23 protein-coding genes and 1 tRNA gene are annotated in these 23,133 nt (G+C 59.9%); 10 read left to right on the top strand and 14 right to left on the bottom strand.

The genetic code is table 11. The features are described 5' to 3' along the window. The first annotated feature begins 1 nt into the window (after position 1). Complete coding sequence (locus OA90_RS09375; RefSeq protein ID WP_068409707.1) at positions 2-1,636, top strand: acyl-CoA synthetase; 1,635 nt, start codon at positions 2-4, stop codon at positions 1,634-1,636. Between the two features lie 194 nt (positions 1,637-1,830). Here OA90_RS09375 and OA90_RS09370 read toward each other — a convergent pair whose 3' ends face one another. Further along, entirely contained in the window at positions 1,831-2,013 is a 183-nt protein-coding gene (locus OA90_RS09370) for a DUF465 domain-containing protein (RefSeq protein WP_068409706.1), read from the bottom strand. 457 nt (positions 2,014-2,470) lie between these two features. Between OA90_RS09370 and OA90_RS09365 the strand changes: the two genes are divergently transcribed. From OA90_RS09365 to OA90_RS09355, 3 genes are all read left to right on the top strand, one after another. Continuing rightward, positions 2,471-2,677, top strand: a complete 207-nt coding sequence (locus tag OA90_RS09365; protein ID WP_068409705.1) for a DUF465 domain-containing protein — start codon at positions 2,471-2,473, stop codon at positions 2,675-2,677. Between the two features lie 188 nt (positions 2,678-2,865). Further along, entirely contained in the window at positions 2,866-3,360 is a 495-nt protein-coding gene (gene purE / locus OA90_RS09360) for a 5-(carboxyamino)imidazole ribonucleotide mutase (protein WP_068409884.1), read from the top strand. A 28-nt stretch (positions 3,361-3,388) separates the two neighbouring features. After that, complete coding sequence (locus tag OA90_RS09355; protein ID WP_068409704.1) at positions 3,389-4,483, top strand: 5-(carboxyamino)imidazole ribonucleotide synthase; 1,095 nt, start codon at positions 3,389-3,391, stop codon at positions 4,481-4,483. A gap of 5 nt (positions 4,484-4,488) precedes the next feature. Here the strand turns inward: OA90_RS09355 and OA90_RS09350 are convergent, their stop codons facing one another. Further along, entirely contained in the window at positions 4,489-5,886 is a 1,398-nt protein-coding gene (locus tag OA90_RS09350) for an MATE family efflux transporter (RefSeq protein ID WP_068409698.1), read from the bottom strand. Between the two features lie 391 nt (positions 5,887-6,277). On the opposite strand from OA90_RS09350, the gene rpsU reads away from it, so the two are divergent. Then, a complete protein-coding gene (gene rpsU / locus OA90_RS09345) occupies positions 6,278-6,508 on the top strand; it encodes a 30S ribosomal protein S21 (protein ID WP_068409696.1) in 231 nt (76 codons plus the stop codon). A 168-nt stretch (positions 6,509-6,676) separates the two neighbouring features. Then, the gene (locus tag OA90_RS09340; protein ID WP_208986053.1) at positions 6,677-7,531 is read left to right on the top strand and encodes a tetratricopeptide repeat protein; all 855 of its coding nucleotides are present in this window, start codon (positions 6,677-6,679) and stop codon (positions 7,529-7,531) included. Positions 7,532-7,577: 46 nt separating this feature from the next. Here the strand turns inward: OA90_RS09340 and OA90_RS09335 are convergent, their stop codons facing one another. From OA90_RS09335 to OA90_RS09315, 5 genes are all read right to left on the bottom strand, one after another. Further along, entirely contained in the window at positions 7,578-8,249 is a 672-nt protein-coding gene (locus tag OA90_RS09335; RefSeq protein WP_068409693.1) for an RluA family pseudouridine synthase, read from the bottom strand. A gap of 86 nt (positions 8,250-8,335) precedes the next feature. Beyond that, the gene (locus tag OA90_RS09330; protein WP_082836932.1) at positions 8,336-8,617 is read right to left on the bottom strand and encodes an aa3-type cytochrome c oxidase subunit IV; all 282 of its coding nucleotides are present in this window, start codon (positions 8,615-8,617) and stop codon (positions 8,336-8,338) included. A 253-nt stretch (positions 8,618-8,870) separates the two neighbouring features. Further along, on the bottom strand, positions 8,871-10,250 hold the full coding sequence (locus tag OA90_RS09325) for an AarF/ABC1/UbiB kinase family protein (protein WP_068409689.1): 1,380 nt from the start codon (positions 10,248-10,250) through the stop codon (positions 8,871-8,873). Between the two features lie 79 nt (positions 10,251-10,329). Then, complete coding sequence (locus OA90_RS09320) at positions 10,330-11,238, bottom strand: DUF3445 domain-containing protein (RefSeq protein WP_068409687.1); 909 nt, start codon at positions 11,236-11,238, stop codon at positions 10,330-10,332. Between the two features lie 19 nt (positions 11,239-11,257). Continuing rightward, positions 11,258-13,087, bottom strand: a complete 1,830-nt coding sequence (locus OA90_RS09315) for a M3 family oligoendopeptidase (protein WP_068409685.1) — start codon at positions 13,085-13,087, stop codon at positions 11,258-11,260. Between the two features lie 189 nt (positions 13,088-13,276). On the opposite strand from OA90_RS09315, the gene OA90_RS09310 reads away from it, so the two are divergent. Both OA90_RS09310 and OA90_RS09305 read left to right on the top strand, forming a co-directional pair. Further along, positions 13,277-14,836 (top strand): sigma-54 dependent transcriptional regulator, encoded by a 1,560-nt coding sequence (locus tag OA90_RS09310; RefSeq protein WP_156510441.1) that lies wholly within the window; start codon positions 13,277-13,279, stop codon positions 14,834-14,836. A 310-nt stretch (positions 14,837-15,146) separates the two neighbouring features. Then, entirely contained in the window at positions 15,147-16,961 is a 1,815-nt protein-coding gene (locus OA90_RS09305; protein WP_068409684.1) for a DUF882 domain-containing protein, read from the top strand. A gap of 83 nt (positions 16,962-17,044) precedes the next feature. Here the strand turns inward: OA90_RS09305 and OA90_RS09300 are convergent, their stop codons facing one another. The 3 genes from OA90_RS09300 to OA90_RS09290 form a co-directional block, all read right to left on the bottom strand. Then, complete coding sequence (locus OA90_RS09300) at positions 17,045-17,311, bottom strand: DUF2312 domain-containing protein (protein WP_068409682.1); 267 nt, start codon at positions 17,309-17,311, stop codon at positions 17,045-17,047. 176 nt (positions 17,312-17,487) lie between these two features. After that, positions 17,488-17,784 carry a DUF1244 domain-containing protein gene (locus tag OA90_RS09295; RefSeq protein WP_068409680.1) on the bottom strand — a complete coding sequence of 99 codons (297 nt, stop codon included), beginning with the start codon at positions 17,782-17,784 and terminating at the stop codon, positions 17,488-17,490. 38 nt (positions 17,785-17,822) lie between these two features. Then, positions 17,823-18,632 (bottom strand): N-formylglutamate amidohydrolase, encoded by an 810-nt coding sequence (locus OA90_RS09290; protein ID WP_068409679.1) that lies wholly within the window; start codon positions 18,630-18,632, stop codon positions 17,823-17,825. A gap of 411 nt (positions 18,633-19,043) precedes the next feature. Between OA90_RS09290 and OA90_RS09285 the strand changes: the two genes are divergently transcribed. Both OA90_RS09285 and pyk read left to right on the top strand, forming a co-directional pair. Then, positions 19,044-19,532, top strand: a complete 489-nt coding sequence (locus OA90_RS09285) for a DUF1036 domain-containing protein (protein WP_208986051.1) — start codon at positions 19,044-19,046, stop codon at positions 19,530-19,532. Next, positions 19,529-20,965, top strand: a complete 1,437-nt coding sequence (pyk, locus tag OA90_RS09280; RefSeq protein ID WP_068409678.1) for a pyruvate kinase — start codon at positions 19,529-19,531, stop codon at positions 20,963-20,965. Before OA90_RS09285 ends, pyk begins: the two co-directional genes overlap by 4 nt. Positions 20,966-21,056: 91 nt before the next feature. On the opposite strand, the gene OA90_RS09275 is transcribed toward pyk, so the two are convergent. The 4 genes from OA90_RS09275 to OA90_RS09260 form a co-directional block, all read right to left on the bottom strand. After that, entirely contained in the window at positions 21,057-21,689 is a 633-nt protein-coding gene (locus OA90_RS09275; protein ID WP_208986050.1) for a hypothetical protein, read from the bottom strand. A 192-nt stretch (positions 21,690-21,881) separates the two neighbouring features. Further along, entirely contained in the window at positions 21,882-22,007 is a 126-nt protein-coding gene (ykgO, locus tag OA90_RS09270; protein WP_006932207.1) for a type B 50S ribosomal protein L36, read from the bottom strand. Between the two features lie 148 nt (positions 22,008-22,155). Then, a tRNA-Val gene (locus OA90_RS09265) sits at positions 22,156-22,230 on the bottom strand. 136 nt (positions 22,231-22,366) lie between these two features. Further along, positions 22,367-22,726: a response regulator gene (locus OA90_RS09260; RefSeq protein ID WP_068409675.1), complete on the bottom strand. Its 360-nt coding sequence runs from the start codon at positions 22,724-22,726 to the stop codon at positions 22,367-22,369. Positions 22,727-23,133: the final 407 nt, after the last annotated feature.

Genomic DNA, 23,133 nt, shown 5'->3' with positions numbered 1-23,133 from the left:
CATGGATGCCAGTGTCAGCCCGTTCGCCCGGGGGCTCGATAAGACAACCGCGAACTATGCCGCACTGAGTCCGCTCAGCTTTCTGGCACGGGCCGCGGATGTGTTTCCCGACACCACCGCGATCATTCATGGCAATCAGCGCACCGATTACCGCAGCTTTTACCGCCGTGCGCGCCAGCTCGCTTCCGCACTCGCCAACCTCGGTGTCGGGCGGAACGACACAGTCAGCGTGATGCTTCCCAATGTGCCGCCGATGCTCGAAGCCCACTACGGTGTGCCCATGTCGGGCGCGGTGCTTCATTCCATGAACACCCGCCTGGACGCGGGTGTCATCGCCTTCCAGCTGGATCACGCCGATTGCAAGGTCCTGATTACCGACCGTGAATATGCTCCGGTCGTGCAGGAATCACTGTCGCTCGCCAGTGTCCGCCCAACCGTGATCGATTACTCCGATCCCGAGTTCCCCCAGGATGGCGCACGTCTTGGCACCCTCGACTACGAGGAATTCCTGCAATCCGGCGATCCGGACTATTCCTGGTCACTGCCCGAGGATGAATGGGATGCGATCGCTCTCAACTATACCTCGGGGACGACGGGCAATCCCAAGGGCGTTGTCTATCACCATCGCGGTGCCTATCTTCTGGCCCAGGCCAATGTGATCACCGCCGCCATGACCTCGCACCCGGTCTACCTGTGGACCCTGCCGATGTTTCACTGCAACGGCTGGTGCTTTCCCTGGTCGCTGTCGGTGGTTGCCGGCACCCATGTGTGTCTGCGCTGGGTCAGGCCGAAACCGATGTGGGATTTGATCGCCGACGAAAAGGTCACCCATCTGTGCGGCGCGCCGATCATCATGTCGACGCTCCTGAACGCGGCACCCGACCAGAAACGCGCGCTGGATCATCCGGTCGAATTCTTCACCGCCGCCGCGCCGCCGCCGGAAAGCGTTCTTGCCGCCATGAAGACAGCCGGTTTCAACGTCACCCATCTCTACGGCCTGACCGAAGTTTACGGCCCCGCCGTCGTTAACGACTGGAAGGCGGAATGGGATGCGTTGCCGCTGGACAGGCAGGCGCAAAAGAAGGCCCGCCAGGGCGTGCGCTATGTCGCCCTGGAAGATCTGGCCGTGCTCGACCAGCAGACTCTGGAACCCGTTCCCGCCGACGGCCAGACCCTCGGCGAGGTGATGTTCCGGGGCAATGTGGTGATGAAGGGCTATCTGAAGAACACGGCTGCCACCGAAGAAGCGTTTGCCGGTGGCTGGTTCCATTCAGGCGATCTCGGGGTGATGCATCCTGACGGCTATATCCAGCTCAAGGACCGGTCCAAGGACATCATCATTTCGGGCGGTGAGAACATCTCGTCCATCGAGGTGGAGGAAGTGCTCTACAAACATCCGGATGTACAGGCCGCCGCGGTCGTGGCCCGGCCGGACGAAAAATGGGGCGAGACACCCTGCGCCTTTGTGGAACTCCGGCAGGGCGCGACGGCCAGCGATACGGATCTGATCGCCTTCTGCCGGGAGCACCTTGCAAATTTCAAGGCTCCAAGGACAATCGTATTCTGTGAACTTCCCAAAACCTCAACCGGCAAGATCCAGAAGTTCACCCTTCGCGAGCAGGCGAAGGCGCTTTAGTGCCTGTCGTGTTTAATTGAATTCCGGAAACCACCAGAACGCATTTGCAATGCAAACGCTGCCTCGGGCGTTTTCCAGAATAGCTGTGCCCGCCTAAACGCGACACGCTTTAGATCCAGACTACAGCCGTCGGAGAACTATAAAAAAAACGCCGCGACGAAGCGCGGCGTTCTCGAAACATCTGGCAAACGCGCCTAGTGAAGCGTCACGTCGTCCTGCCGTATTCGCTCGATCTCGTCCTTGATCTTCAGTTTTTGTCGTTTCATGCCAGCCAATTCCAGGGAGTCCGTACTCGGGTGCAAATTTGCATCTTCAATCTTGCGTTCCATTTCCGCGTGACGGCGCTCAAGTTCTGCGAGATGTGACTGCATGGACATGGATAAACCTCCTGTCGGTTGGCTCAACACGATCATCGTGCCATAGGGAATCCGGCCTTGTCGATTGCCGATTCTGCATATCTCGATCGTTTCGCCGTCAAAATGCGCATTCCCGCTGCTATCGTTAGAAAACTCTAAAAATCGCGCATCAAATAAGCGCTTCTAAACTCACCAATTTTCTCCTTGGGAATTGTGCCGGTTCACAGGTTTTCCCAAGGGTAAAAACCTGTGCGGTTTATGGTCGCCCCCGTCTCTGGCATGATTGATTTTCGGCCGTCCCCGACTCGGATCCTGTCTTTCCCGTCGGCGGAAAAGTGGACGACTTCGCCCTGCCCGCTTGTGGAATCACATGAAAGCGGAAAAGGTGATCGCTCTTGACGTATGAGGGTATCTCTCCTGAAGTCGGCCCGACATGGGAAAGATGTTCTGGAACTGATCCCGTTTCCGGGGAATACAGATGGCGAAAATGGACAATGATGCTTTGCGAGCGGAGCTCGCGCAGCTCCGTCAGGAGCACAGGGATCTTGACGTTGCAGTCGAGGCGCTGGCGGCCTCGTCCAACCATGACGCCTTGCAGCTTCAGAGGCTGAAAAAGAAAAAGCTGATGATCAAGGACCGGATCAGCGCGCTGGAAGACCAGTTTTTCCCCGACATCATCGCCTAGCGGGCGTTCAGGGCATTCGATCCGTCCATCTGCACTCCGCGAATCGCGGCGCGGACTTTTTCCGGCAATTCCGGCTTGCGATGAACGGCGCGCTGCCTATACTCCGCCGCTCTTCGAGATCGACGGACGTTCGGCCGGAAAAACCGAACGCCAAAAGTACGATCGTTCCCAGGATGGTGGAGCAACACATGGCCAACGCGGATGTCGCAATCATCATGGGCAGTCAGTCGGACTGGCCGACAATGAAACATGCAGCCGATACACTCAATCAGCTCGGTGTGACCTATGAGGCCAGGATCGTCTCCGCCCATCGCACGCCGGACCGCATGTATGACTTTGCCAGAAGCGCCAAGTCGGACGGCTTCAAGCTGATCATCGCCGGTGCCGGCGGCGCCGCCCATCTTCCGGGAATGGTCGCAGCCCTGACACCGCTGCCGGTCTTCGGCGTTCCGGTTGAAAGCCGGGCGCTTTCCGGGGAGGACAGCCTTTTGTCGATCGTGCAGATGCCGGCCGGCATCCCGGTCGGAACACTGGCCATCGGCAAGGCGGGTGCGACCAACGCCGCCCTGCTTGCCGCGGCAGTACTGGCCCTGACCGATCCGGATGTCGAGACCGCATTGGATGTCTTCCGCGCCGAACGCACAGCAGCAGTCGCCGAAGTTCCTTCCGACGAGGCGCATTGAGTTTTCCCGCATAAACAGGATTTCAGGCATGAGCGAAAAAACCCGGCTGATCCCTGGCGATGCGATCGGAATTCTCGGTGGCGGACAGCTCGGCCGCATGCTGGCGCAATCGGCTGCCAGCCTCGGCCTCAAGGCGCATATCTTCTGCCCCGACCCGGACAGCCCGGCATTCGACGTCTGTGCCGACTTCACGCTTGCCCCTTATGACGATATCGACGCTCTCGACCGGTTCGCCGCAGCGGTGTCCGCTGTCACCTACGAATTTGAAAACGTCCCCGGCCCGACTGCCGCGCATCTCGATGCCAAGGTACCGGTCAGACCGGGCGTTCGTGCGCTGCAGGTCGCGCAGGATCGCCTGACCGAAAAACAGTTCCTGACCGGCGCCAGTGTCGCGATAGCCGGTTTTTCGAAAATAGACTCGCAAGAAGATCTGGAATCCGCCATGTCCGCCTTCGACGGCCAGGGGGTCCTGAAAACACGCCGCTTCGGATATGACGGCAAGGGTCAGATGATGATCCGCAGCCGGGAAGACGCAATCGGCGCGTTTGAGAAAATCGGCGCGGTCCCCGCCGTGCTTGAAGAGCTCATTCCGTTCGAATGCGAAGTCTCTGTGATTGTCGCCAGGGATCTGGACGGCACCTGCGCCAGCTATGACATCGCCCGCAATCACCACGAAAATCACATTCTGAAAACCTCAACCGTTCCGGCAGGTGTCTCCTCAGAAACCGCTGCCTCGGCCCGGACGATGGCCGAACGCATCGTCAGCGGCCTCGACTACGTCGGCGTGATGGGGGTGGAAATGTTTCTGGTCCGCGACGGGGCCGGAGAACGGCTTCTGGTCAATGAGATCGCGCCACGGGTGCATAATTCCGGCCACTGGACGCAGGATGCCTGCCTGACTTCGCAATTCGACCAGCATATCCGTGCGGTCGCCGGCTGGCCGCTGGGGTCGGGCGAACGCCATTCCGACGCGGTGATGGAGAACCTGATCGGTTTCGAGGCCGACGGCTGGCAGAGCGTGCTTGAGGAGCCTGCCGCACGGCTGCATCTTTACGGCAAGTCACAGACCCGCGCAGGCCGCAAGATGGGTCATGTGAACCGGATTTTCCCCAGAACCGCCTGACGCGATCAGAGCCCGACAAGTCCCAGTTTCCTGCGGCGCGCAAAGCGCAGGTTCGCCAGAAGGGCCACCGAGGCAAGCCCCCCGGCCAACCCGGACCAGACGCCTACGCCACCCCAGCCGGCAGCGAACCCGAGGCCGAGCGACAGGCTGATTCCCACCACCCAATATCCGAAAAGCGCATAAAACAGCGGGATCGTGGTGTCTCCCAGCCCGCGCAGATTGTTGACCCCGATGATCTGCCCACCGTCGGCAAGCTGGAAAATCGCGGCGACGACCAGGAACGAGGCACCGTAGGCCATGACTTCGCTGGCTTGCGGATCTTCCAGATCGAGATAGAAGCCGACGAGGGTTTCCGGAAGGCTCCAGAACAAAACTGCGAAACTGCCCATGCAGATCATGGTCACCCCCAACGCCGTCCAGCCTGCCCGACCGACCGCCACATGATCGCCGCGCCCCGCCGCCAGACTGACGCGGGTCATTGCCGCAACAGAGAAGCCGACCGGCACCATGAAGGTGAGCGACGCGATCTGGAGCGCGATGCCGTGCCCCGCCAGCGGCAGGGTTCCGAGCCAGCCGATCATGATGGAGGACGCCGTGAACAGCGCTCCTTCCGCAATGATCGTCAGGGCGATGGGCGTTCCCAGCCGGACGATCTGGAAGAACACCGGCCAGTCCGAGCGCCAGATCCGGCCAAGGATATGATAACGGCGCAGTTTCGGATGCCAGATGGCGTAGAGAATGAGAAACAGGCACGTGGTCGACGCGCTGAACACAGAGGCGATCCCGGCTCCGACAAGCTCCAGGCGCGGAAATCCGAATTCCCCGAAAATCAGCAGATAGTCGAGGATCGCGTTGACGACCGCACCGGCAATTGTGGCCCAGAGCACCACCTGCGTGCGCTCCATGACAGTCAGGAAACCGCGTACGGCCATGATGAGAAGCGCCGGCAGCATCGTCCACTGCAGATAGCGCATGTAGAGACCTGCCGTCGCGGCCAGGTCGGGCTCCTGTCCGAGCACCAGAAGAATGGTTTCGGTAAAGAAGAGAACGCTCCAGACCGGAATGCAGAAAAGCACGGACACCCAGAAGCCCATGCGCACAGCCCGGCGCAGATCCCGCGGCTTGCGTTGGCCGCGCGCCCTGGCCGCAAGCGGGATAACCGCCTGCAGCACGCCCATGCCGAAGAACCATGTGAGCATGTAAAGATTGAATGCCAGCACGGATGCCGCCAGCTCTTCCGCTCCCAACCGGCCGATCATCAGCACATCCGTGGTATTGATCGCCATCTGCGCCAATTGCGCGCCTGCCAGCGGCAGACCAAGCGCAAGTGTGGGGAGAATATCGCTTCGCCAAAGGGAAACACCCTTGTGCGAATCGGGGGCCCTTGACGCGAGCTGCGCCATTGTTTCCTCCAGCAGTCAGGGTTGGCAATGGAAGGGTCTCACCTCTAGTCCCCTTGACGAGTGGTGTCTACACATGTTCGACAGCCATCGTCAGACACCGCTGTTCGAGGCCGGGCCGCTGGCGCCGGCTGTTTCTTTTCGAATGACTGTGGACACGACCCGGCCGCTCTGGTATTAACCCGCCCAAAGTGAGCGACGCGTCAGCGGCGATCAGGTTTCTGTTAACATGTGCTGCTCGATACACATGTAAACGAGATAGGCGTTGGCTGCGTGTCTTCAGGGCGGCTGCAGAAACCGCTGGCAAGACCTCGCTTCAATCATTGTCCAATACTGGCCAAGTCCAATTCTGGCTGCGGATCGGTCGCAGCGCAACGAAAATGGGAAAAAACGCGTGCAGGTTCTGGTTCGCGACAACAATGTCGATCAAGCGCTGAAGGCGCTCAAGAAAAAGATGCAGCGCGAAGGCATCTTCCGTGAAATGAAACTTCGTGGTCATTTCGAAAAGCCGTCCGAGAAGAAGGCGCGTGAAAAGGCTGAAGCAATTCGCCGCGCGCGCAAGCTGGCTCGCAAGCGGGCACAGCGTGAAGGTCTTCTTCCGGGCAAGCCGGCCGCTCGCCGCTAAACGGCTTGAGCGTGCCTGGCGGTATGGACCACCGCCCTCATTCAAGACTGCCGTAAGGCCGACCGGAGGCACGGTCGGCTTTTTGGCGTTTTGAAGAGAATACCCCTGACACAGGCAGTTCGTCGAAGCAAAGCCACATTGACGCCCTAATGGAGGCAGAAGAACGGCATGTTCAGTTCCTTGACGATAAGAGATCACATGTGCCGCTTGCGCAAACTTCTGCCTTTTGCCGCGTTGGTCTGCCTGTCCACATTGCTGGCGGCGTGCAACACCGGCGGAGTCTATAACGATGTGCCCATCGATACATCCGCCGGTTCCTCCACCAATATCGCGTCGCTGACAGCGGTGATCGAAGCCAATCCCTCCGATGCCAATGCCTATTCCACACGCGGGATAGCCTATGGCAAGGCGGGCAAGCTCGATCAGGCGACGGAAGACTTCAACAGGGCGCTGCAGCTCGATCCCCAGTCCTATCAGACCTATGCCAATCGGGCGCTCGTCTACCGCCGGCTGGACCGGAACGACCTTGCCGTTGCCGACTACACCCGTGCGATCAACATCAAACCCGACTACGATGTCGCCTATGTCGGGCGCGGCAACATCTATCGCCAGCAGGGCAATTTCAGTGCCGCACTGGCTGATTTCAATTCCGTGATTTCCCGCGACAGCAGCGATGCCCGCGCGTTCTACAACCGCGGCCTGATCTTCCAGGCGCAGAATCAGAACAACCGCGCGATTGAGGATTTCGCCACCGCGATCGGCCTCAATCCGAAGGCTGCGGCCCCCTATACCGCCCGCGGGATCGCCTATATCGCGGTCAACGACCCCAACGCCGCCTTCTCCGATCTGTCCATGGCCGTCAACCTTAACCGCGACTCCTCCATTGCCTGGGCAAACCGCGGCCTTGCGCTGGAAATGCTCGGCAAGCAGAAAGATGCTCGCCGCAATTACTCCAAGGCGATCACACTGGACAATTCAAACCAGCTCGCACGTGAAGGAATGGGCCGCGTCGGCCAGGGCTGAGTCTTCGGAACGGATCGCAAGACGGGAAAGACCGCCTCCAGCCAACTCAGAATGGGCAGCGGCTTTCAAAGAGAACCCGTATACCATCGGCAGGATGATGCAGCTCCAGGCTTTCCGCGTGCAGGGCCAGGCGCCCGAAAGCAGTCAGAGCCTCTCCTGAAGCGTAAAACCTGTCTCCGACAATCGGATGGCCGAGGGAAAGCATGTGCACCCGGAGCTGATGCGACCGGCCCGTATGGGGAAACAGCCTGACCCGAGTCGTTCTGTCCCGCCTCTCCAGAACTTTCCAGCGCGTCAGCGCCGATCTGCCGTGTTCGGCACTGACCATCTGCTTCGGCCGGTTCGGCCAGTCGCAGATCAGCGGCAGATCGATTTGGCCTTCCTCTGCGTCCGGGTGCCCCCAGACCTCGGCGATATAGGTCTTGAGGGTCTTGCGGCGCTCGAACTGGAGGCCGAGATGGCGATGTGCCTGTGGGTTCATCGCCAGGACCATCACTCCGGATGTATCCATATCCAGCCGATGAACGATACGCGCCTTCTCGTGGGCTGCTCGAGCCCTGTATTCCAGACAATCGGAATGCTCCGCAGCCTTGCCCGGAACACTCAAAAGCCCGCTCGGCTTGTCGACGACAAGCAGATCCTCGTCCATATGGACGACGGTCAGATACGGCTCCGAAGGAGGATCGTAGACAAACGGAACGAGCGCGGACGAGTTCATGGCATCTGCTTATAATGTCTGGCGGTCAACAAAAAGGCGCGGTCCGGACCGCGCCTTCCTGAAAACATGACTGCCTTGGCAGAATATCAGACCGTCAGAATCGCCAGAATGCCGGTCAGCACGAAAACGATCGTGGGCGGGATCCAGCCGGATGCCCCAAGGGCAAGGCCTATTGCCGAAGCGGCCATCGTTGCGATCAGCATCAACCAGCCGAAGACGATTGCGGCGGTACCGCCGAAACTGAACATGATCAGACATACGACGATGGTCAGAACCGCGATGGTGCCGACCTTGGAGAAGTTGATGAACCCTTCGTAAGTCCGCTCGTGAGCGTCATAGTCCATCGCAGGAGCGTTATCTTCAGACATAAAGTCCCCCAGGAATTCACTGGATCAACGGACGGTCCGCCTGATTGCGGCAAGGTGTCCGAAGTTGATCGGTCTCAAAGTTTCAAGAGCACCGGGTCTGCGTTCATCTGAATGCAGGACGCTCTGGCCGGTTGCCTTCATACAATAAAGTTTCACGGTTCGGCAATGTTCCCATGTGAACAAACCCATCCGGCAGGCGCGACTTTTTGCCGGAGGGCATCCCGAACCGGCTTTATCCGGCCTGATCCTCGCCTCAGGCCGCGTGCGGCGCTGTGCCGAGCCCGGCGGCGGCACGCACCTCGTCCTGACGGCGGCGAACCGCCGCAGCTTCGAACCCATCGATCTGTTCGTTGAACAGGCGGAAGAAATTCACTTCGGCCCGCAAGTGAAGAAAGACACCGCCCAGGCCGATGGCCGCCCTGTCCATGAAAACGAATTCCTGCGGTACCGTAACCGGGCCGAGTTCCTTCAACGCGCTATGCACCCGGAAGGCTTCCTTGCGGCCATATTCAGCCGCCGACACACCGTCGGCGACGGAGCGGACACGGTCGGTCAGCAGCGGACCGTAGATAAAGCCCGCCCAGATGTTGAGAACCTCGATCACCTCCTTTTTGAGGTTCTTGAAGCCCCAGCGCTCATAGGCCGACACGACACGCTCGTCGTCGCCTTCCAGAAGCCCGCGATAAAGATCGACCACGCCTTCGACAAAGCTCTCGGGAAAGACCCGGATGCAGCCGTAGTCCAGAAGGTTGATACCTGCCGGCGCACCGTCCGTTTCGAAAACCGTATAGTTACCCAGATGCGGATCGCCGTGAATGACGCCGAAATGGCTGAACGGATGCCACCAGGCATGAAACATGGTCTCCGCCAGAAGGTTCCGTTCTTCCTGGCTGTGCTCCTTGAAGTCCAGAAGCGGTCTTCCGGCGAGCCAGCCCATTGTCAGGAGGCGTCCGGTCGAAAGCGGTTCGACCACTTCCGGAACACGGATACGGCTGCTTTCGGCAAGTATCCGCCGGTACATCGCGATATGCGCTGCCTCGCGGACGTAGTCGAGTTCCTCCCGCATCCGGGCGCTGATTTCCTTGCCGATCTCCCGTGTATCGATCGCCGGGCTCATGCGCCGGTGTACGGAAAACAGCATCTGCAGCTGCTTGAGATCCGCTTCCACGGCAGAGGCCATATCCGGATATTGCAGCTTGCAGGCAAGGACCCTGCCGTCATGACCGACTGCGCGATGCACCTGTCCCAGCGAGGCGGCCGCTGCCGGTTCCCTGCCGAAGTCCTCAAACCGGCTTTGCCAGTCGGCACCAAGTTCCGCCCGCATCCGGCGTTTGACGAACGCCCAGCCCATCGGGGGAGCATTAGCCTGCAATTTGGCAAGCTCGGTCGTATATTCGGGCGGCAGCACATCGGGGATTGTCGACAGGAGCTGGGCGACCTTCATGAGCGGCCCCTTGAGACCACCCAGCGCGGCGGCCAACTCGGTCGCATTCTTGGCATTGTCAAGATCCATGCCGAACAGCCTGGCGCCGGCAACCTTGGCAGCAATGCCGCCCACATTCGTGCCTACCCTGGCATAGCGGCCCATCCGGGCGCTGAACCGGTTGCTTTCCCGGTCTTTGGAATTCGGCATGTGGCTTCAGGCTCCATTTCGAGGCGCAGTGTCATCGACTAAATATGCGGAGCGCTGGCAATATCCAGCCTTGCCTCCGCTATTGCGCTGCGACGGAAAGACCTTCGAGAGCTTTCACAAGCGCATCACGGGTGCTGACCAGCCCCTTGTAGGCGAGTTGGTCCACATCGAGATCGACAAGCTGCTGCCGGAGCCCCGCCGCGAGCCTCTCGCGATCTTCGTGGATCTCCAGCGCAGCCAGCGGGTCGTGATGAACCTTGATCGTGAACAGGATATCGCCACTTCCGGGCAGCCGCCGAAGGGTCTGGCGCTCGACGCGCAGGAACAGCCGGGCGAGGCCGCCGTTGGAAATCTCGGGGCGGATCTGTTTCGGGCGCGGATGATGCAGATTGCCGTCCGGGTAGACCGACCAGTTGAACCTGCCGACAAGCTGTTCCGGTTTCAGATTGTCGAAAAGACGCGCCACGGTCTGGCCCATGCGCGCACCGTTGAAGCCCGGCACGTTTTCATGAATGCCATGCATCGACTGGCCGAATTTCTCATCGAGCGACCAGGAAGACGGAAAACACAGGGACGCCGCAACCAGCCGATAGCCTTCAGGTCCCGGCCGCATGATGATGAGGTCTTCCTGAACGAGCCGCGATGCGGTGAGAAGAAAGGGCCCTTCCGACAGGCTCACGACACGCCCTGCGCCGGGGATCTCGACCGTGCCGGAACCAAAGCGATACGTGCCGCCGTGGAAACGCTCCAGGTTGCCGGTGACGAGATCCAGAACTTCCGCCTGCGCGGCCTCCGTGTCGGCCTCCTGCCGAAACACCGTCTCTAGATCCCGCGAGAACAAGCGCTCCTTCTCGGTCAGGTAAGCACCGAGCGACGTGTCAGGTTCCAGAAAGACCGCTTCATCGACCGGCTTCAGTCCGACCGCGAAAGGCTGGCTGGATCCGTCATAAGGCGAATGCGTGAATGGCGGATTAGGTCTTGTTTCCATGCGCTGCCGATTTCCTGTCTCAGGCCTGATCGAGTTCTTCCAGTTCGTCTATGATGCGTTCAATCACCGAAAGACCCTTTTTCCAGAAGTCGGGATCCGTGGCATCGAGACCGAAAGGTGCAAGCAGCTCGGAATGGTGCTTGGTGCCTCCGGCTTTCAGGAGATCGAAATATTTCTCCTGGAATCCCGCTTCGGCCTCCTCGTAAACCGCATAAAGCGAGTTCACCAGGCAATCCCCGAACGCATACGCATAGACGTAGAACGGCGAATGGATGAAATGCGGGATATAGGTCCAGAATGGCTCGTAGCCTTCATTCAGCCGGATCGCCGGACCGAGGCTCTCGCCCTGGACGGACAGCCAAAGCTCACCGATCTTGTCCGCAGTCAGTTCGCCGTTGCGCCGTTCCGTGTGCACCTTGCGCTCGAACGTATAAAAGGCGATCTGCCGCACAACGGTGTTGATCATGTCCTCGGCCTTGGAGGCCAGCATGATCTTGCGGGTTTTCGGATTGTCCGCCTTCGCCAGCAGGGATTTGAACGTCAGCATTTCACCGAAGACGCTCGCGGTTTCCGCCAGCGTCAGAGGGGTCGGCGCCATCAGCGGCCCGTTGGGCCCGGCTAGAACCTGATGGACACCATGGCCAAGCTCATGCGCCAGCGTCATCACATCGCGCACCTTGCCCTGGTAATTGAGCAGCACGTAGGGATGCGCGCTCGGCACCGTCGGATGCGCGAAGGCTCCGGGCGCCTTTCCGGACCGGGCCGGTGCATCGATCCAGCCCTTGTCGAAGAATTGCCCTGCGATCTCGGCCATGTCGGGTGAGAAGGAGCCGTAGGCTGACAGCACCGTTGCCTTGGCTTCATCCCAGGGGATGGTCCGCGTATCTGCATCCGGAAGCGGTGCATTGCGGTCCCAGGTGTTGAGCTGGTCCATGCCGAGCCAATTGGCCTTCATCTTGTAATAGCGGTGCGACAGCCGCGGATAGGCGTCCCGGACGGCACCGACCATTGCGTCCACCACCTCCCGCTCCACACGGTTCGCCAGATGGCGGCTGTCGGCGACGTCGGAAAAATTCCGCCAGCGGTCGGAAATCTCCTTGTCCTTGGCAAGCGTGTTGGTGATGAGCGTGAAGGTACTGAGGTTTTTCTTGAAGGTCGTCGTCAGTGCCTGCGAGGCAATCTGGCGCTTTTCCGGGGAGGGATCGACCAGCAGGTTGAGCGTCTGTTCGATGGCGAGCTCCTCGCCGCCGACATCGAATTTCAGCGACGCCATGGTCTCGTCAAAGAGACGGTTCCAGGCGCCTGCCCCGGTGACCGATTTTTCGTGGAAAAGCTGCTCGACCCGATCCTCAAGCTGATAGGGCTTGCCCTTGCGCAGATCCTCGATCCACGGAAGATAATGGCCAAGATGCGGATCCTGAAGAGCAGTCTCCATTATGGCGTCGTCGATCTTGTTGAGTTCCAGCGTGAAGAACAGGAGATGAGAACTGGCCGTGGTGATCTGCTCCTGCACATCGCCGTAGAATTTCTGTGATGCAGGATCGACGGTGTTTTCCGCGTAGACCAGCCCTGCGAAGGAGACAAGCCGGCCCATGAGATCTTCCAGTTCCTCATAGGCCCGGATCGCGACGACAAGCGCCGCCACGTTGTCCCGCGCCATTTCGGCAAGGCGCCCCTTGTAGGAGGTCTCGAAGGTTTTCGACCGGTCGAGGCACTCTTTCAGGTCCGCGATCACCTCCGGAGCGTCCAGAGCCGGATAAAGATCCGTCAGATCCCATTCTGGCAGATGCCCGAGATCGGCGGACGAAGAAGACTGAGGCGCGAAAACGGGGTGCGGCAGCTTCGGCATTACTTACTCCGGGTAAACGGTCGCCTTCGGAAGGCCATGGTAGTTCAGCTACAGAATTTGTAGGCCGGGCCGACGCCGCGCCGCAATCGCAAATGCCAAACTTTTTTGCCCCACCTTGGACGATTTGTTTACCCAATTGCGACCAGAATGGTTCGAAACGAGACAAATCGGAACGGGTCTGGCCGGCAAATGCAAGCTATCAGCGGTAAAATTCTTATTGTAGACGATGATCCGATCCAGCGGAGATTGCTTCAGGAAGCTGTTGTGAAATTCGGCTACCGCTTCAAGACAGCGGAAAACGGCGCGGAAGCCGTGCGCATCATGACAGGGCCGGAAGCCAGCGAAATCGACCTGATCATCCTGGACATGGTCATGCCGGAACTCGACGGCCTCGGTGTCCTGCAGCGCCTGCGCGGCGACAGGATCGCCACGCCGGTCATCGTCCAGACCGCCCACGGCGGCATCGACACCGTCGTCAGTGTGATGAATGCCGGAGCCCAGGACTTTGCCGTCAAGCCGGTAGCCCCCGAACGGCTCAATGTGTCGATCCGGAATCTCCTGAAGACCTCGGCGCTCGAGGACGAGATCACCCGCTTTCGCAAGCAGGCCTCCGGCACGCTGACGTTCGCGGACATCATCACCCATTCCCCGGCCATGGAACGCGTGATCAATCTCGGCAAGCGCGCCGCCGCTTCAAATATTCCCATCCTGATCGAGGGCGAGAGCGGTGTCGGCAAGGAAATGATCGCCAGCGCCATCCAGGGCTCCAGTGACCGCAAATCCAAACCCCTGGTGACGGTGAATTGTGGCGCCATCCCGGAAAACCTCGTCGAATCGATTCTGTTCGGCCACGAAAAGGGTGCCTTCACCGGTGCCGTCGACAAACATGTCGGCAAGTTTCAGGAAGCCCATGGCGGCACGCTGTTTCTCGACGAGGTCGGCGAACTGCCGCAGGAGGTCCAGGTCAAGCTGCTGCGCGCCATCCAGGAGGGCGAGATCGACCCGATCGGTGCCAGGCGTCCGGTCAAGGTGGACTTCCGGCTGATTTCCGCGACCAACCGGCGCCTGATCGATCAGGTCAAGGATGGCGCGTTCCGCGAGGATCTTTATTACCGTCTCAACGTCTTTCCGATCTGGATACCGCCGCTGCGCGACCGGCGTGAGGACATTCCAGCCCTGACACGGCACTTCCTGGCCAGGTTCGCCGCGGAAGAGCGCAAGCCCCAGGTGGCCGGAGTGACTTCGGAAACGTTCGACATGCTGCAGGCCTATCACTGGCCAGGCAATATCCGGCAGCTTGAAAATGCCGTCTTCCGGGCCGTCGTCCTGTGTGACGGCGCCCAGTTGACGGTGCACGATTTCCCGCAGGTCGCCGTAGCCGTCGATCAGCCGGCGGCAGTCTCCCCCACCCCTGCCCCTGCCGATCTTCCGGGCAATGGCGAAGCAAATGCTCCCGCGGCCGTTTCTTCGCCGCCCGTCACCGCAAAACCACATGACTCTGCCGCGCATCCCGCGCCCCGGTCCGGCTTCGAGCAGGCGGCCCCCTTCGGGTTCATGCGCAATCTCGATCCGGAAGGCCATGTGCGCAAAATCGCGGATATCGAGGAAGAGCTGATTCGTGCCGCGATCAACCACTACTCGGGCCGCATGACGGAAGTTGCCAAGCGCCTTGGCATCGGCCGCTCGACACTTTACCGCAAGCTGAAGGAATACGGTCTGGAGGAAGGCGGCGAGGAAAACGCTGCCTGAGACCGGCTGAAGAGCCCCTGGATTCGAGGGTCCGGCCTTCCAGGACGGTCCCGGGTCTTGCCTTCAAGCTCCCGCCAAGCTGACCGCCACGCCTTTTCACAGGAATTCGGACGATTTTTTGACGCATTCTGCCGATATGCAGATCTGCGGAGGGCTTTTAATCGAATTTCCTGTTGCGCCGTTGCAATTCCGCAACGATTATCGCGCTAATGAAATCAGGGTAAAAACTTCTTAACTTGCTGCGGCTAGTGTGGAGCTCCTGCTGGGGAGCACGGGATGGGTGATGCCATCAAAAACGGCGAGACAGATTTTGCGTAAACGGTTGTTTGATTTCAACGCCGTCGGATGGCTGAAGCACGCCGCTACGGTCGCTGGCGTGCTGGCTGTTGTGTGTGCATTCCCCACGAGCGCCGCGCAAGCGGAAACCCGTACGCTGAAACTTTACAACACGCATACGAAAGAGCGTGTTTCGATCACCTTCAAGAGAAACGGCCGTTACCTGCCCGAAGGTCTGCGCGAGGCGAACCGCTTCCTGCGCGACTGGCGGCGCAACGAGATCATCAAGATGGATCCGGAACTTCTGGATCTGGTCTGGGAGGTCTACCAGAGCGTTCGCGCACGCGAGCCCATCAACGTCGTTTCCAGTTACCGGTCTCCGGCAACCAACAACATGCTGCGCAAGCGGTCTTCCGGCGTTGCGAAAAACAGCCAGCACACACTCGGCAGGGCGATGGACTTCTATATTCCCGGCGTCAATCTCGCCAAGCTGCGGGCAGCCGGCCTGCGCAAGGAAGTAGGCGGCGTCGGTTATTATCCCCGTTCCGGATCGCCCTTCGTCCACATGGACACTGGCACCATCCGACACTGGCCACGCATGAGCCGCTCCCAGCTCGCCAAGGTCTTCCCGAACGGCAAAACCCTTCACATTCCTTCCGACGGCAAGCCGATGAGCGGTTACAAGGTCGCCCTCGCCGAATCGCGATCCGGTGGACGCAGTTCGTCTAAGCCGACAATCGTCGCCTCGAACAATCGCTCCACCTCCAGCAGCCGCCCCGCCAGCACCCGGGACCAGAGCCTGACCAAACCCGGCACGCCGATCCCCGTGGCCACCGCCAGCAACGACAGACCCGCCGCTGGCGGAAACCTGTTCGCGAGCCTGTTCGGCGGCAACAATCGCGGTGAGCAGAACCAGCGCCCGGGCGCGGTCGGCAACAAGCCGCCCGCGGCCTTGACTGCGGATGCTTCGCCGGTCCTGAAAAATCCGCCGATCCCGACCCGCAAGGTGCTGGAGAGCGAACCGGCAACACCGGCCCCGCAGGAGCAGCCGATCGTTGTCGCCAGTGCTGAACCGGTCCTCGTCGAGCAGGCTCCCGTGGCACCGGCGGCCGCCGCAACTGCGCTTGCCTCCCCCGTTCCCCCGGCTGCGGTCCCGGCGGCCCCAGCGCCGAACACCCTCGATGCGCAACGGTTCTCGCTGGAAACCGGCCAGCCGGCTTCGACAAAAGACGTGATCGATACGCGGTTTCAGGTTGCCCGTGCCCCGGTTCAAAAACCCGATACCGGCCTGAGCAACGCGGCCAGAGCTGCAGCTGAAACTCTCGGCCTTTCCGGAACCGTTCCCGCTTCCGATCCGGTGGCGGCAATTGCCGCGGCGACAGGAACCGTCCCGTCGCCATCGCCGGCGCCGCGCCCTGAAACAACCCTCGCGTATGCTTCCGCGAGCGCAGCAGTACCGCAAAGCCTGAGCCGCTCGCTGCGTCCCTCCAAAAGCGTGCCGCAGCAAAAATCCTTAAATCGTGCCGGCCCGGCGACACCCGCTGCAGCCGAACGGAAGCTGCCGTCCGTTTCCGGGCGCATTCCCAGAGACCAGATCATCGATCCGCTTGCCGGATTTGCCAGCCTTCCGGACAAATCCGCAGCGACGCTGCTGTCGGGTGCGGGCACCACACGCAATCGTACCTTTGCCGGGCTGAGCCACCCCAACCAGCGCAAACTGGAAAACGTCATGATGCCGGGCAACCGCTTCGTTGCCGCAAGCTTCGAGCGCGATCCCTATGCCGGTCTGCGGACCGACCGGTTCGAGGGCCCCGCCATCGTGGTTCTTCCTGTCCGGTTCGCACGCTGAGGTCTGCCTGATACGAACAAAAAAGAGCGGCCGTTGCGCCGCTCTTTTTCGTTCTCAACCATGAGTTTGCACCCTGGAGAAAATCAGCCTTCGGACGGCGCCTGAGCAGCCATGCCGAGCGCGTGCATGTAAAGGTCCAGCACGGCTTCTTCTTCCTCGCGTTCATGCGGCTGCTTTTTGCGCAGCGACACGACCTTACGCAGGATTTTCACGTCGTAGCCATTGCCCTTTGCCTCGGCGTATACGTCCTTGATGTCATCGGAAATGACCTTCTTTTCCTCTTCAAGGCGCTCGATGCGTTCCACGAATGCACGCAGCTGATCGGCTGCCACTCCACCCGGATCGGACATGAATTCAGTTCTCCTTTTTTCGTCTTCTTGGTTCGTTGAAATCGGCCGCCGGTTCCAGATGCGAAACCCTGGCTGCCCCTAAAATCCGACCGTGCCGTGCCAGACTTGCGCAAAGCCGTCAAGCGGTACCGGTGCAAAACCGCGACCGCCTCGGGTCCGCGACCCGCGACGCGGATCTAATGCTGCGGTTTGGTCTTTTCGAATGCGGCCTTTTGATCCGCTGTGGCTTCCGCCTGATATTTTGTCTTCCAGTCATCATAGGGCATACCATAAACGATCTCGCGCGCCCCGGCCTTGTCCAGATCCAGGCCTTTTTCCACCGCTGCGTCCTGATACCAGTTGGACAGGCAGTTCCGGCAGAACCCGGCCAGGTTCATCATGTCGATGTTCTGCACATCCGAGCGGCCGCGCAGATGCTCCACCAGGCGCCTGAACACCGCCGCTTCCAATTCCACTCTGGTTTGCTCGTCCATACTCATGAACTCCCTTTGCCGTAACGGGCTGTGTGCACTCAGTCGGTGTCGCAGCGTGATTTGAAATACCGGGTCTGCCGGCAGTCCGGCAACCGGGCGATATCTCTCATGACAGGTTCCAGACGGTCCGCCCATTCCCGAGCGCCGGCCGCATCGGCGATAAGATCCTGACGCAGTTCGAGCAACGCCTGAGACAATCCACGGAGCGTTGCGTGCTGGTACATTGTGTCGTTTTTGAGAGCGCCGTCATAGGGCTCATTGTCCCCGACGATCAACCCGTCCTGCGCGCGCAGCCCCTCCAGCAGCGGCTCGACGGCTCGCGGATCGCTGTCCCAGAGAACCGTGACATGCCAGGGCCGCGGCACGCCGCGCCAAACGGGCGTGAAACTGTGGATAGAGAAAATCACCGGCGGCGCGGCTTTCTCCAGCATCGCGTCGAGTGTGCGGTCAATCAGCAGGTGATAGGGGCGATGAAACCTTTCGATGCGGCGGGAGCGCTCCTGGGCATCCACCCGGGCGTTGCCGGGAACGACGGCCCCATCCGACAGGCGCATGACCAGCGTCGGGTCGTCATCGCCGCGATTCGGATCGATCAGCAGACGGGAAAATGTCGTCAGGCAGGCAGGTGCGCCAAGCCGCCTGGCCAGTTCGAGCGTGACCGCGCGTGCGCCGATGTCGTAACCGATGTGACGTTCGAACTGCTCGGGCGGAACACCGAGGTTCCCATAGGCGGACGGCACCGCGTTGCACGCATGATCGCACAGGAGCAGGATGCCCGAACCTGGGTCGCCATCGATGTATTCCGTCGGCTGAAAGGCCTCTTCGGCCACGTCTGCTGGTTTTGTCATTTCTCGCTTCGTGGAAGGTCATCGGACTTGCGAAGGTACAGGCCGACAGGTTTACGGCAAACCGGCGCGGGAACCAAGCCGCTTCAGGCAGAATCCGGTCGGCGATTCGCAACGCCTGAGCTTTGGTCAGGCCAGACATTGAGCGTTGGATTTACAGGCAATTTTGCCAATGACGGACCAACCTGTATAAGTTTTATCGACGGCTAAATTCTCACATGGAAGGTCCGGTCATGTTACCGCCCCATTTCTGGCCTCATAGAGGGAGACCGCGCCTTGGGGCAGAAGTGAGGGTGCGGATTCCGGTGTCAAGATTGGGCGAAAGCGCTCCTGATCCTGTTAACGACGTTGACAAGCACTCCTCGTCAACGCAAAAAGCGAATGTCTGTAAAGCAGCAAAGTGAACGACTGCATATGTTTGAGGTTGGGGAACGGAACCAGGAAGGGTCTCGGGCACGTATAGGCGTGCCCCTGAAGACTGTCTGTGCCGCTTTTCTAGCCTTGCTGTTTCTCCCGGCAACAAGCGACAAGGCGAAGGCTGACCTGCGGCTCTGCAACAAGACCGACAGTCAGGTTGGCGTGGCCATCGGTTACAAGGACAAGACCGACTGGGTCACAGAAGGATGGTGGAACCTTTCCTCCAATTCCTGCGAAACGCTGGTGCCGGGTGCATTGGTTTCACGATACTATTACATCTACGCAGTTGATTATGACCAATTCGGTGAATGGGGCGGCCGGGCGTTCATGTGCACCCGGGAAAAAGAATTCACCATTCGTGGAATCGAAGACTGTGTGGCCCGTGGCTTTGAACGGACAGGCTTTTTTGAAATCGACACGGGAGAACAGAGCAGCTGGACAGTTCAGTTGACCGAACCCGTGCAACAGGGAACAGGTGGGCGATGAGGCGTAACCGGCGAGTCAAGATTCTAGCAACTCTCGGTCCCTCTTCCTCAGAACAAGACATCATTGAAAAACTGTATCGCGCCGGTGCTGATGTGTTCCGCATCAACATGAGCCATACAGATCATGATCGTTTGAAGATGCTTGTGGAACGCATCCGTTCTGTCGAGGAAAGAGTAGGACGACCGATCGGCATTCTGGCCGACCTTCAGGGGCCGAAACTACGGGTCGGAACTTTCGCAAAAGGGCCGGTCACGCTTGAAAACGGCGCATCCTTCACCCTGGATGCCGACACGTCCGGAGGCGACGGTAATCGGGTCCACCTTCCCCATCCGGAAATCCTGCAGGCCCTGGAGCCGGGTCACCGTCTGTTGCTGGACGATGGCAAGATACAGCTCAAGGTCGTCGAGGCCAACGCCACCAGCGCAGTCACGGAAGTGATCGTCGGCGGCAAGCTGTCCGACCGCAAAGGCGTCAGCGTCCCCGATTCCGAAATCGCCACCAGCGCCATGACGGAAAAGGATCACCGTGATCTCATCGCGGCGCTGGATCAGAATGTCGACTGGGTCGCCCTTTCCTTCGTGCAGCGTCCGGACGATCTTGCTGAAGTCCGCAAGATCACCCGCGGCCGTGCCGGTGTTCTCGCCAAGATCGAAAAGCCGCAGGCCATTGGCCGCCTTGACGAAATCATAGAGCTCTCCGACGCCATCATGGTGGCCCGTGGCGACCTTGGGGTGGAAATGCCGCTAGAGCAGGTTCCGGGCCTCCAGAAGCGCATCACCCGTGCCTGCCGCCGCGCCGGAAAGCCCGTTGTCGTGGCAACGCAGATGCTCGAGTCCATGATTACGTCTCCTGTCCCCACGCGTGCGGAAGTCTCCGATGTGGCGACAGCCGTGTTCGAGGGCGCCGACGCGGTAATGCTGTCCGCCGAATCCGCCGCCGGTGATTTTCCCATCGAAGCCGTGTCCACGATGGACAAGATCGCCGACGAGGTGGAGCAGGACGCGAACTATCAGAACATCATCTATGCACAGCGGACCGAGCCGGAAGCCACCGGTGCGGATGCGATTTCCGCAGCAGCCCGGCAGATAGCCGAGACCCTCAATCTGGCCGCCGTCGTCTGCTACACCACCTCGGGCGCCACAGGCCTTCGCGCCTCCCGCGAGCGCCCTGCCTGCCCCGTGATCGTGCTCTCTCCCGTTCTGGCAACCGCCCGCCGGCTGTCCCTCGCCTGGGGCCTTCACTGCGTCGTCAGTGAGGATGCAGCCAACGAAGAGGACATGATCGACCGCGCCTGCCGTATTTCCTATCTGGAAGAATACGCCAAGCCCGGCCAGCGGATCATCGTCACCGCAGGCGTGCCCTTCGGCACCCCCGGTTCCACCAACATGTTGCGTATTGCCTTTGTCGGCAGCGACGGACAGGGCGGGATCTGAAGACCCACTTGGTTGAATGAAAAAGGCGGCTCAAACGAGCCGCCTTTTTCATTCCGGGATGCAGTGTTGATTTTCCGGTAGCTTCGGGTCCTCAGACCCCTTCGCCTTCCGCGTCCTTTTCAAGATCCACGATCGCCTTGGCAGCGTTCTCAAGTCCGGGATTGACGTCCAGCGCCTTCCTGAAGGTATCCAGCGCGTCATCCTCGAAACCCAGGCGGCGCTGGATGATGGCCAGTCCGGACAGCGCTCCCCAGTGCCGAGGCTCAAGGGCGAGCGTGCGCTCGATGTCGACGAGGGACTTTCCGAAATCCTCACGCATGTAATGCACGGTCGCCCGACGGTTCCAGCCCTCCGCGTAGGAAGGTTTCAAGGTGACGACCACATCGAGAAAATCGAGGGCGAGGGCAGGATCTTCCGACTGAATGGCCCTTCCGGCACGTGACATCAGAACATCGACCGTATCGCTGCCTGAAGCCATCCAAATTCTCTGGATCTTCCGCGCGATCCGCTCCGCCTCTTTCGGGGATTTGGCCTCGGCGAGATCGGAATAAAGGCGCTCCAGCCGGGACTTTTCCGCGTCCGGATCCGCCTCCTCGACAACCACCTTGCCTCCCTCTTCAGGAAGCTCTTCGGGCAACGGGCTGAAATCTTCCGCGGACGGCGGCTCGACTTCCGGCCCGAGGTCGGGAACGGTCTGCGCGCCGGCCAGGGGCACGTTCAACATATACAGGAGTGCAAAAACAAAAATCCGCATACAACGATTATGGATCGTTGAATGCGGCGGTCAATCCGGGATTTTGACACATCTTCGTGCGCACTGGCTACCGGGGCTGTCACTACGCCGGGATCGGCGCGTTAAGTGCTTCACCCGCAAGGTTTTTCACAACCCCGCAGCGCTAGACGCGGCAACAGGACTTCAGCCCTGGCGTGCCTTGAAGCGCGGGTTTTTCTTGTTGATGATGTACACGCGGCCTTTGCGGCGTACCATACGGTTGTCCCGGTGGCGCGTCATCAGTGCTTTGAGCGAATTCTTGATCTTCATGTCACTGTCCCCCGAGAGGGTCCTGCTTCTTTAAACCAAATGAGCGCCAGAGGCGCCCGGGTGCTTCCGGCTGTTCACGAAGCAGCTGCATAATTTGCGCCGGCTTCAGATCAACCCACGCTTCATGAAACCTCAATCAGCGCTATAATGGTGGGCGTGACAGGGATTGAACCTGTGACCCCTTCGATGTCAACGAAGTGCTCTCCCGCTGAGCTACACGCCCGAATTTATTCGGACCTCCGACGCCCCAACGCCGTGGTGGAGTGCGATATAACGGGGAACGCCGATCTGTGCAACCCCTCTTTTCACCGATCCGGCAAAATTTCCAGGCTCTTTTGACGCCGTTTCCAGAGCCCGTCTCAAGCGGCCAGCATCCGCTCCACTTCCTGCACAAGATCTTTCAAATGAAAGGGTTTTGACAAAACCTTCGCATCCTTGGGAGCATCCGATTCCGGGTTGAGCGCCACAGCCGCAAAACCGGTGATGAACATCACCTTGAGATCGGGATCAAGTTCGGTTGCCCGGCGCGCCAATTCTATCCCGTCCATCTCCGGCATGACGATATCTGTCAGGAGAAGGGAGAAAGGCTCTTCACGCAGGCGTTCATAGGCGCTTTTGCCGTTATCGAACGAAACGACATCATAACCGGCATTTTCCAGCGCCTTCGCCAGAAAGCGGCGCATGTCATTATCATCTTCGGCAAGCAGGATACGTGGCATCGTAATCGACCAATCTCCTTGGTATGCGTTGGCTGTGCGATTTCCTAGCTGCCGGTTATAGCTCGAATTCCAGAGAATGATAGCGAGAATCGGTTCTTGCAGGCAGCCGTGTGGATAGAACTGCCGCGCTGGTTTACACAGTTTTATCGTGGACCAACACAAGGCGGAGATGGTGGCGGAGACGGAAACCCGGACCGGCGGGAGGGCTTCGGCCAGCATTGACCGCCCCCGCCAGGGTCAATCCCGCCCAATCCTTTGTGACGCTGCATTTTTCCGCCGATCTGCCCCACCCTCGACAGGAGGCAAACCGGAGGATCCATCTCGTTGAAACCATTCAACGGAGCGCTGAAGGACTTCGCCGGAAAGTCCTTTGACCCGGTACGATGCACAGTGTATGGCGCGAAACA

The sequence above is a fragment of the Labrenzia sp. OB1 genome, from assembly GCF_001624695.1.
Taxonomy (GTDB): Bacteria; Pseudomonadota; Alphaproteobacteria; order Rhizobiales; family Stappiaceae; genus Roseibium.
Note: the sequence above shows the minus strand (reverse complement) of the source record. Positions and strands in the feature narration are given on the sequence as shown.

Coding starts and splice junctions, on each gene's coding strand:
- OA90_RS09375 (WP_068409707.1), top strand. CDS start 2: ATGGATGCCAGTGTCAGCCCGTTCGCCCGGGGGCTCGATAAGACAACC.
- OA90_RS09370 (WP_068409706.1), bottom strand. CDS start 2,013: ATGTCCATGCAGTCACATCTCGCAGAACTTGAGCGCCGTCACGCGGAA.
- OA90_RS09365 (WP_068409705.1), top strand. CDS start 2,471: ATGGCGAAAATGGACAATGATGCTTTGCGAGCGGAGCTCGCGCAGCTC.
- purE (WP_068409884.1), top strand. CDS start 2,866: ATGGCCAACGCGGATGTCGCAATCATCATGGGCAGTCAGTCGGACTGG.
- OA90_RS09355 (WP_068409704.1), top strand. CDS start 3,389: ATGAGCGAAAAAACCCGGCTGATCCCTGGCGATGCGATCGGAATTCTC.
- OA90_RS09350 (WP_068409698.1), bottom strand. CDS start 5,886: ATGGCGCAGCTCGCGTCAAGGGCCCCCGATTCGCACAAGGGTGTTTCC.
- OA90_RS09340 (WP_208986053.1), top strand. CDS start 6,677: ATGTTCAGTTCCTTGACGATAAGAGATCACATGTGCCGCTTGCGCAAA.
- OA90_RS09335 (WP_068409693.1), bottom strand. CDS start 8,249: ATGAACTCGTCCGCGCTCGTTCCGTTTGTCTACGATCCTCCTTCGGAG.
- OA90_RS09330 (WP_082836932.1), bottom strand. CDS start 8,617: ATGTCTGAAGATAACGCTCCTGCGATGGACTATGACGCTCACGAGCGG.
- OA90_RS09325 (WP_068409689.1), bottom strand. CDS start 10,250: ATGCCGAATTCCAAAGACCGGGAAAGCAACCGGTTCAGCGCCCGGATG.
- OA90_RS09320 (WP_068409687.1), bottom strand. CDS start 11,238: ATGGAAACAAGACCTAATCCGCCATTCACGCATTCGCCTTATGACGGA.
- OA90_RS09315 (WP_068409685.1), bottom strand. CDS start 13,087: ATGCCGAAGCTGCCGCACCCCGTTTTCGCGCCTCAGTCTTCTTCGTCC.
- OA90_RS09310 (WP_156510441.1), top strand. CDS start 13,277: ATGCAAGCTATCAGCGGTAAAATTCTTATTGTAGACGATGATCCGATC.
- OA90_RS09300 (WP_068409682.1), bottom strand. CDS start 17,311: ATGTCCGATCCGGGTGGAGTGGCAGCCGATCAGCTGCGTGCATTCGTG.
- OA90_RS09295 (WP_068409680.1), bottom strand. CDS start 17,784: ATGGACGAGCAAACCAGAGTGGAATTGGAAGCGGCGGTGTTCAGGCGC.
- OA90_RS09290 (WP_068409679.1), bottom strand. CDS start 18,632: ATGACAAAACCAGCAGACGTGGCCGAAGAGGCCTTTCAGCCGACGGAA.
- OA90_RS09285 (WP_208986051.1), top strand. CDS start 19,044: ATGTTTGAGGTTGGGGAACGGAACCAGGAAGGGTCTCGGGCACGTATA.
- pyk (WP_068409678.1), top strand. CDS start 19,529: ATGAGGCGTAACCGGCGAGTCAAGATTCTAGCAACTCTCGGTCCCTCT.
- OA90_RS09275 (WP_208986050.1), bottom strand. CDS start 21,689: ATGTTGAACGTGCCCCTGGCCGGCGCGCAGACCGTTCCCGACCTCGGG.
- ykgO (WP_006932207.1), bottom strand. CDS start 22,007: ATGAAGATCAAGAATTCGCTCAAAGCACTGATGACGCGCCACCGGGAC.
- OA90_RS09260 (WP_068409675.1), bottom strand. CDS start 22,726: ATGCCACGTATCCTGCTTGCCGAAGATGATAATGACATGCGCCGCTTT.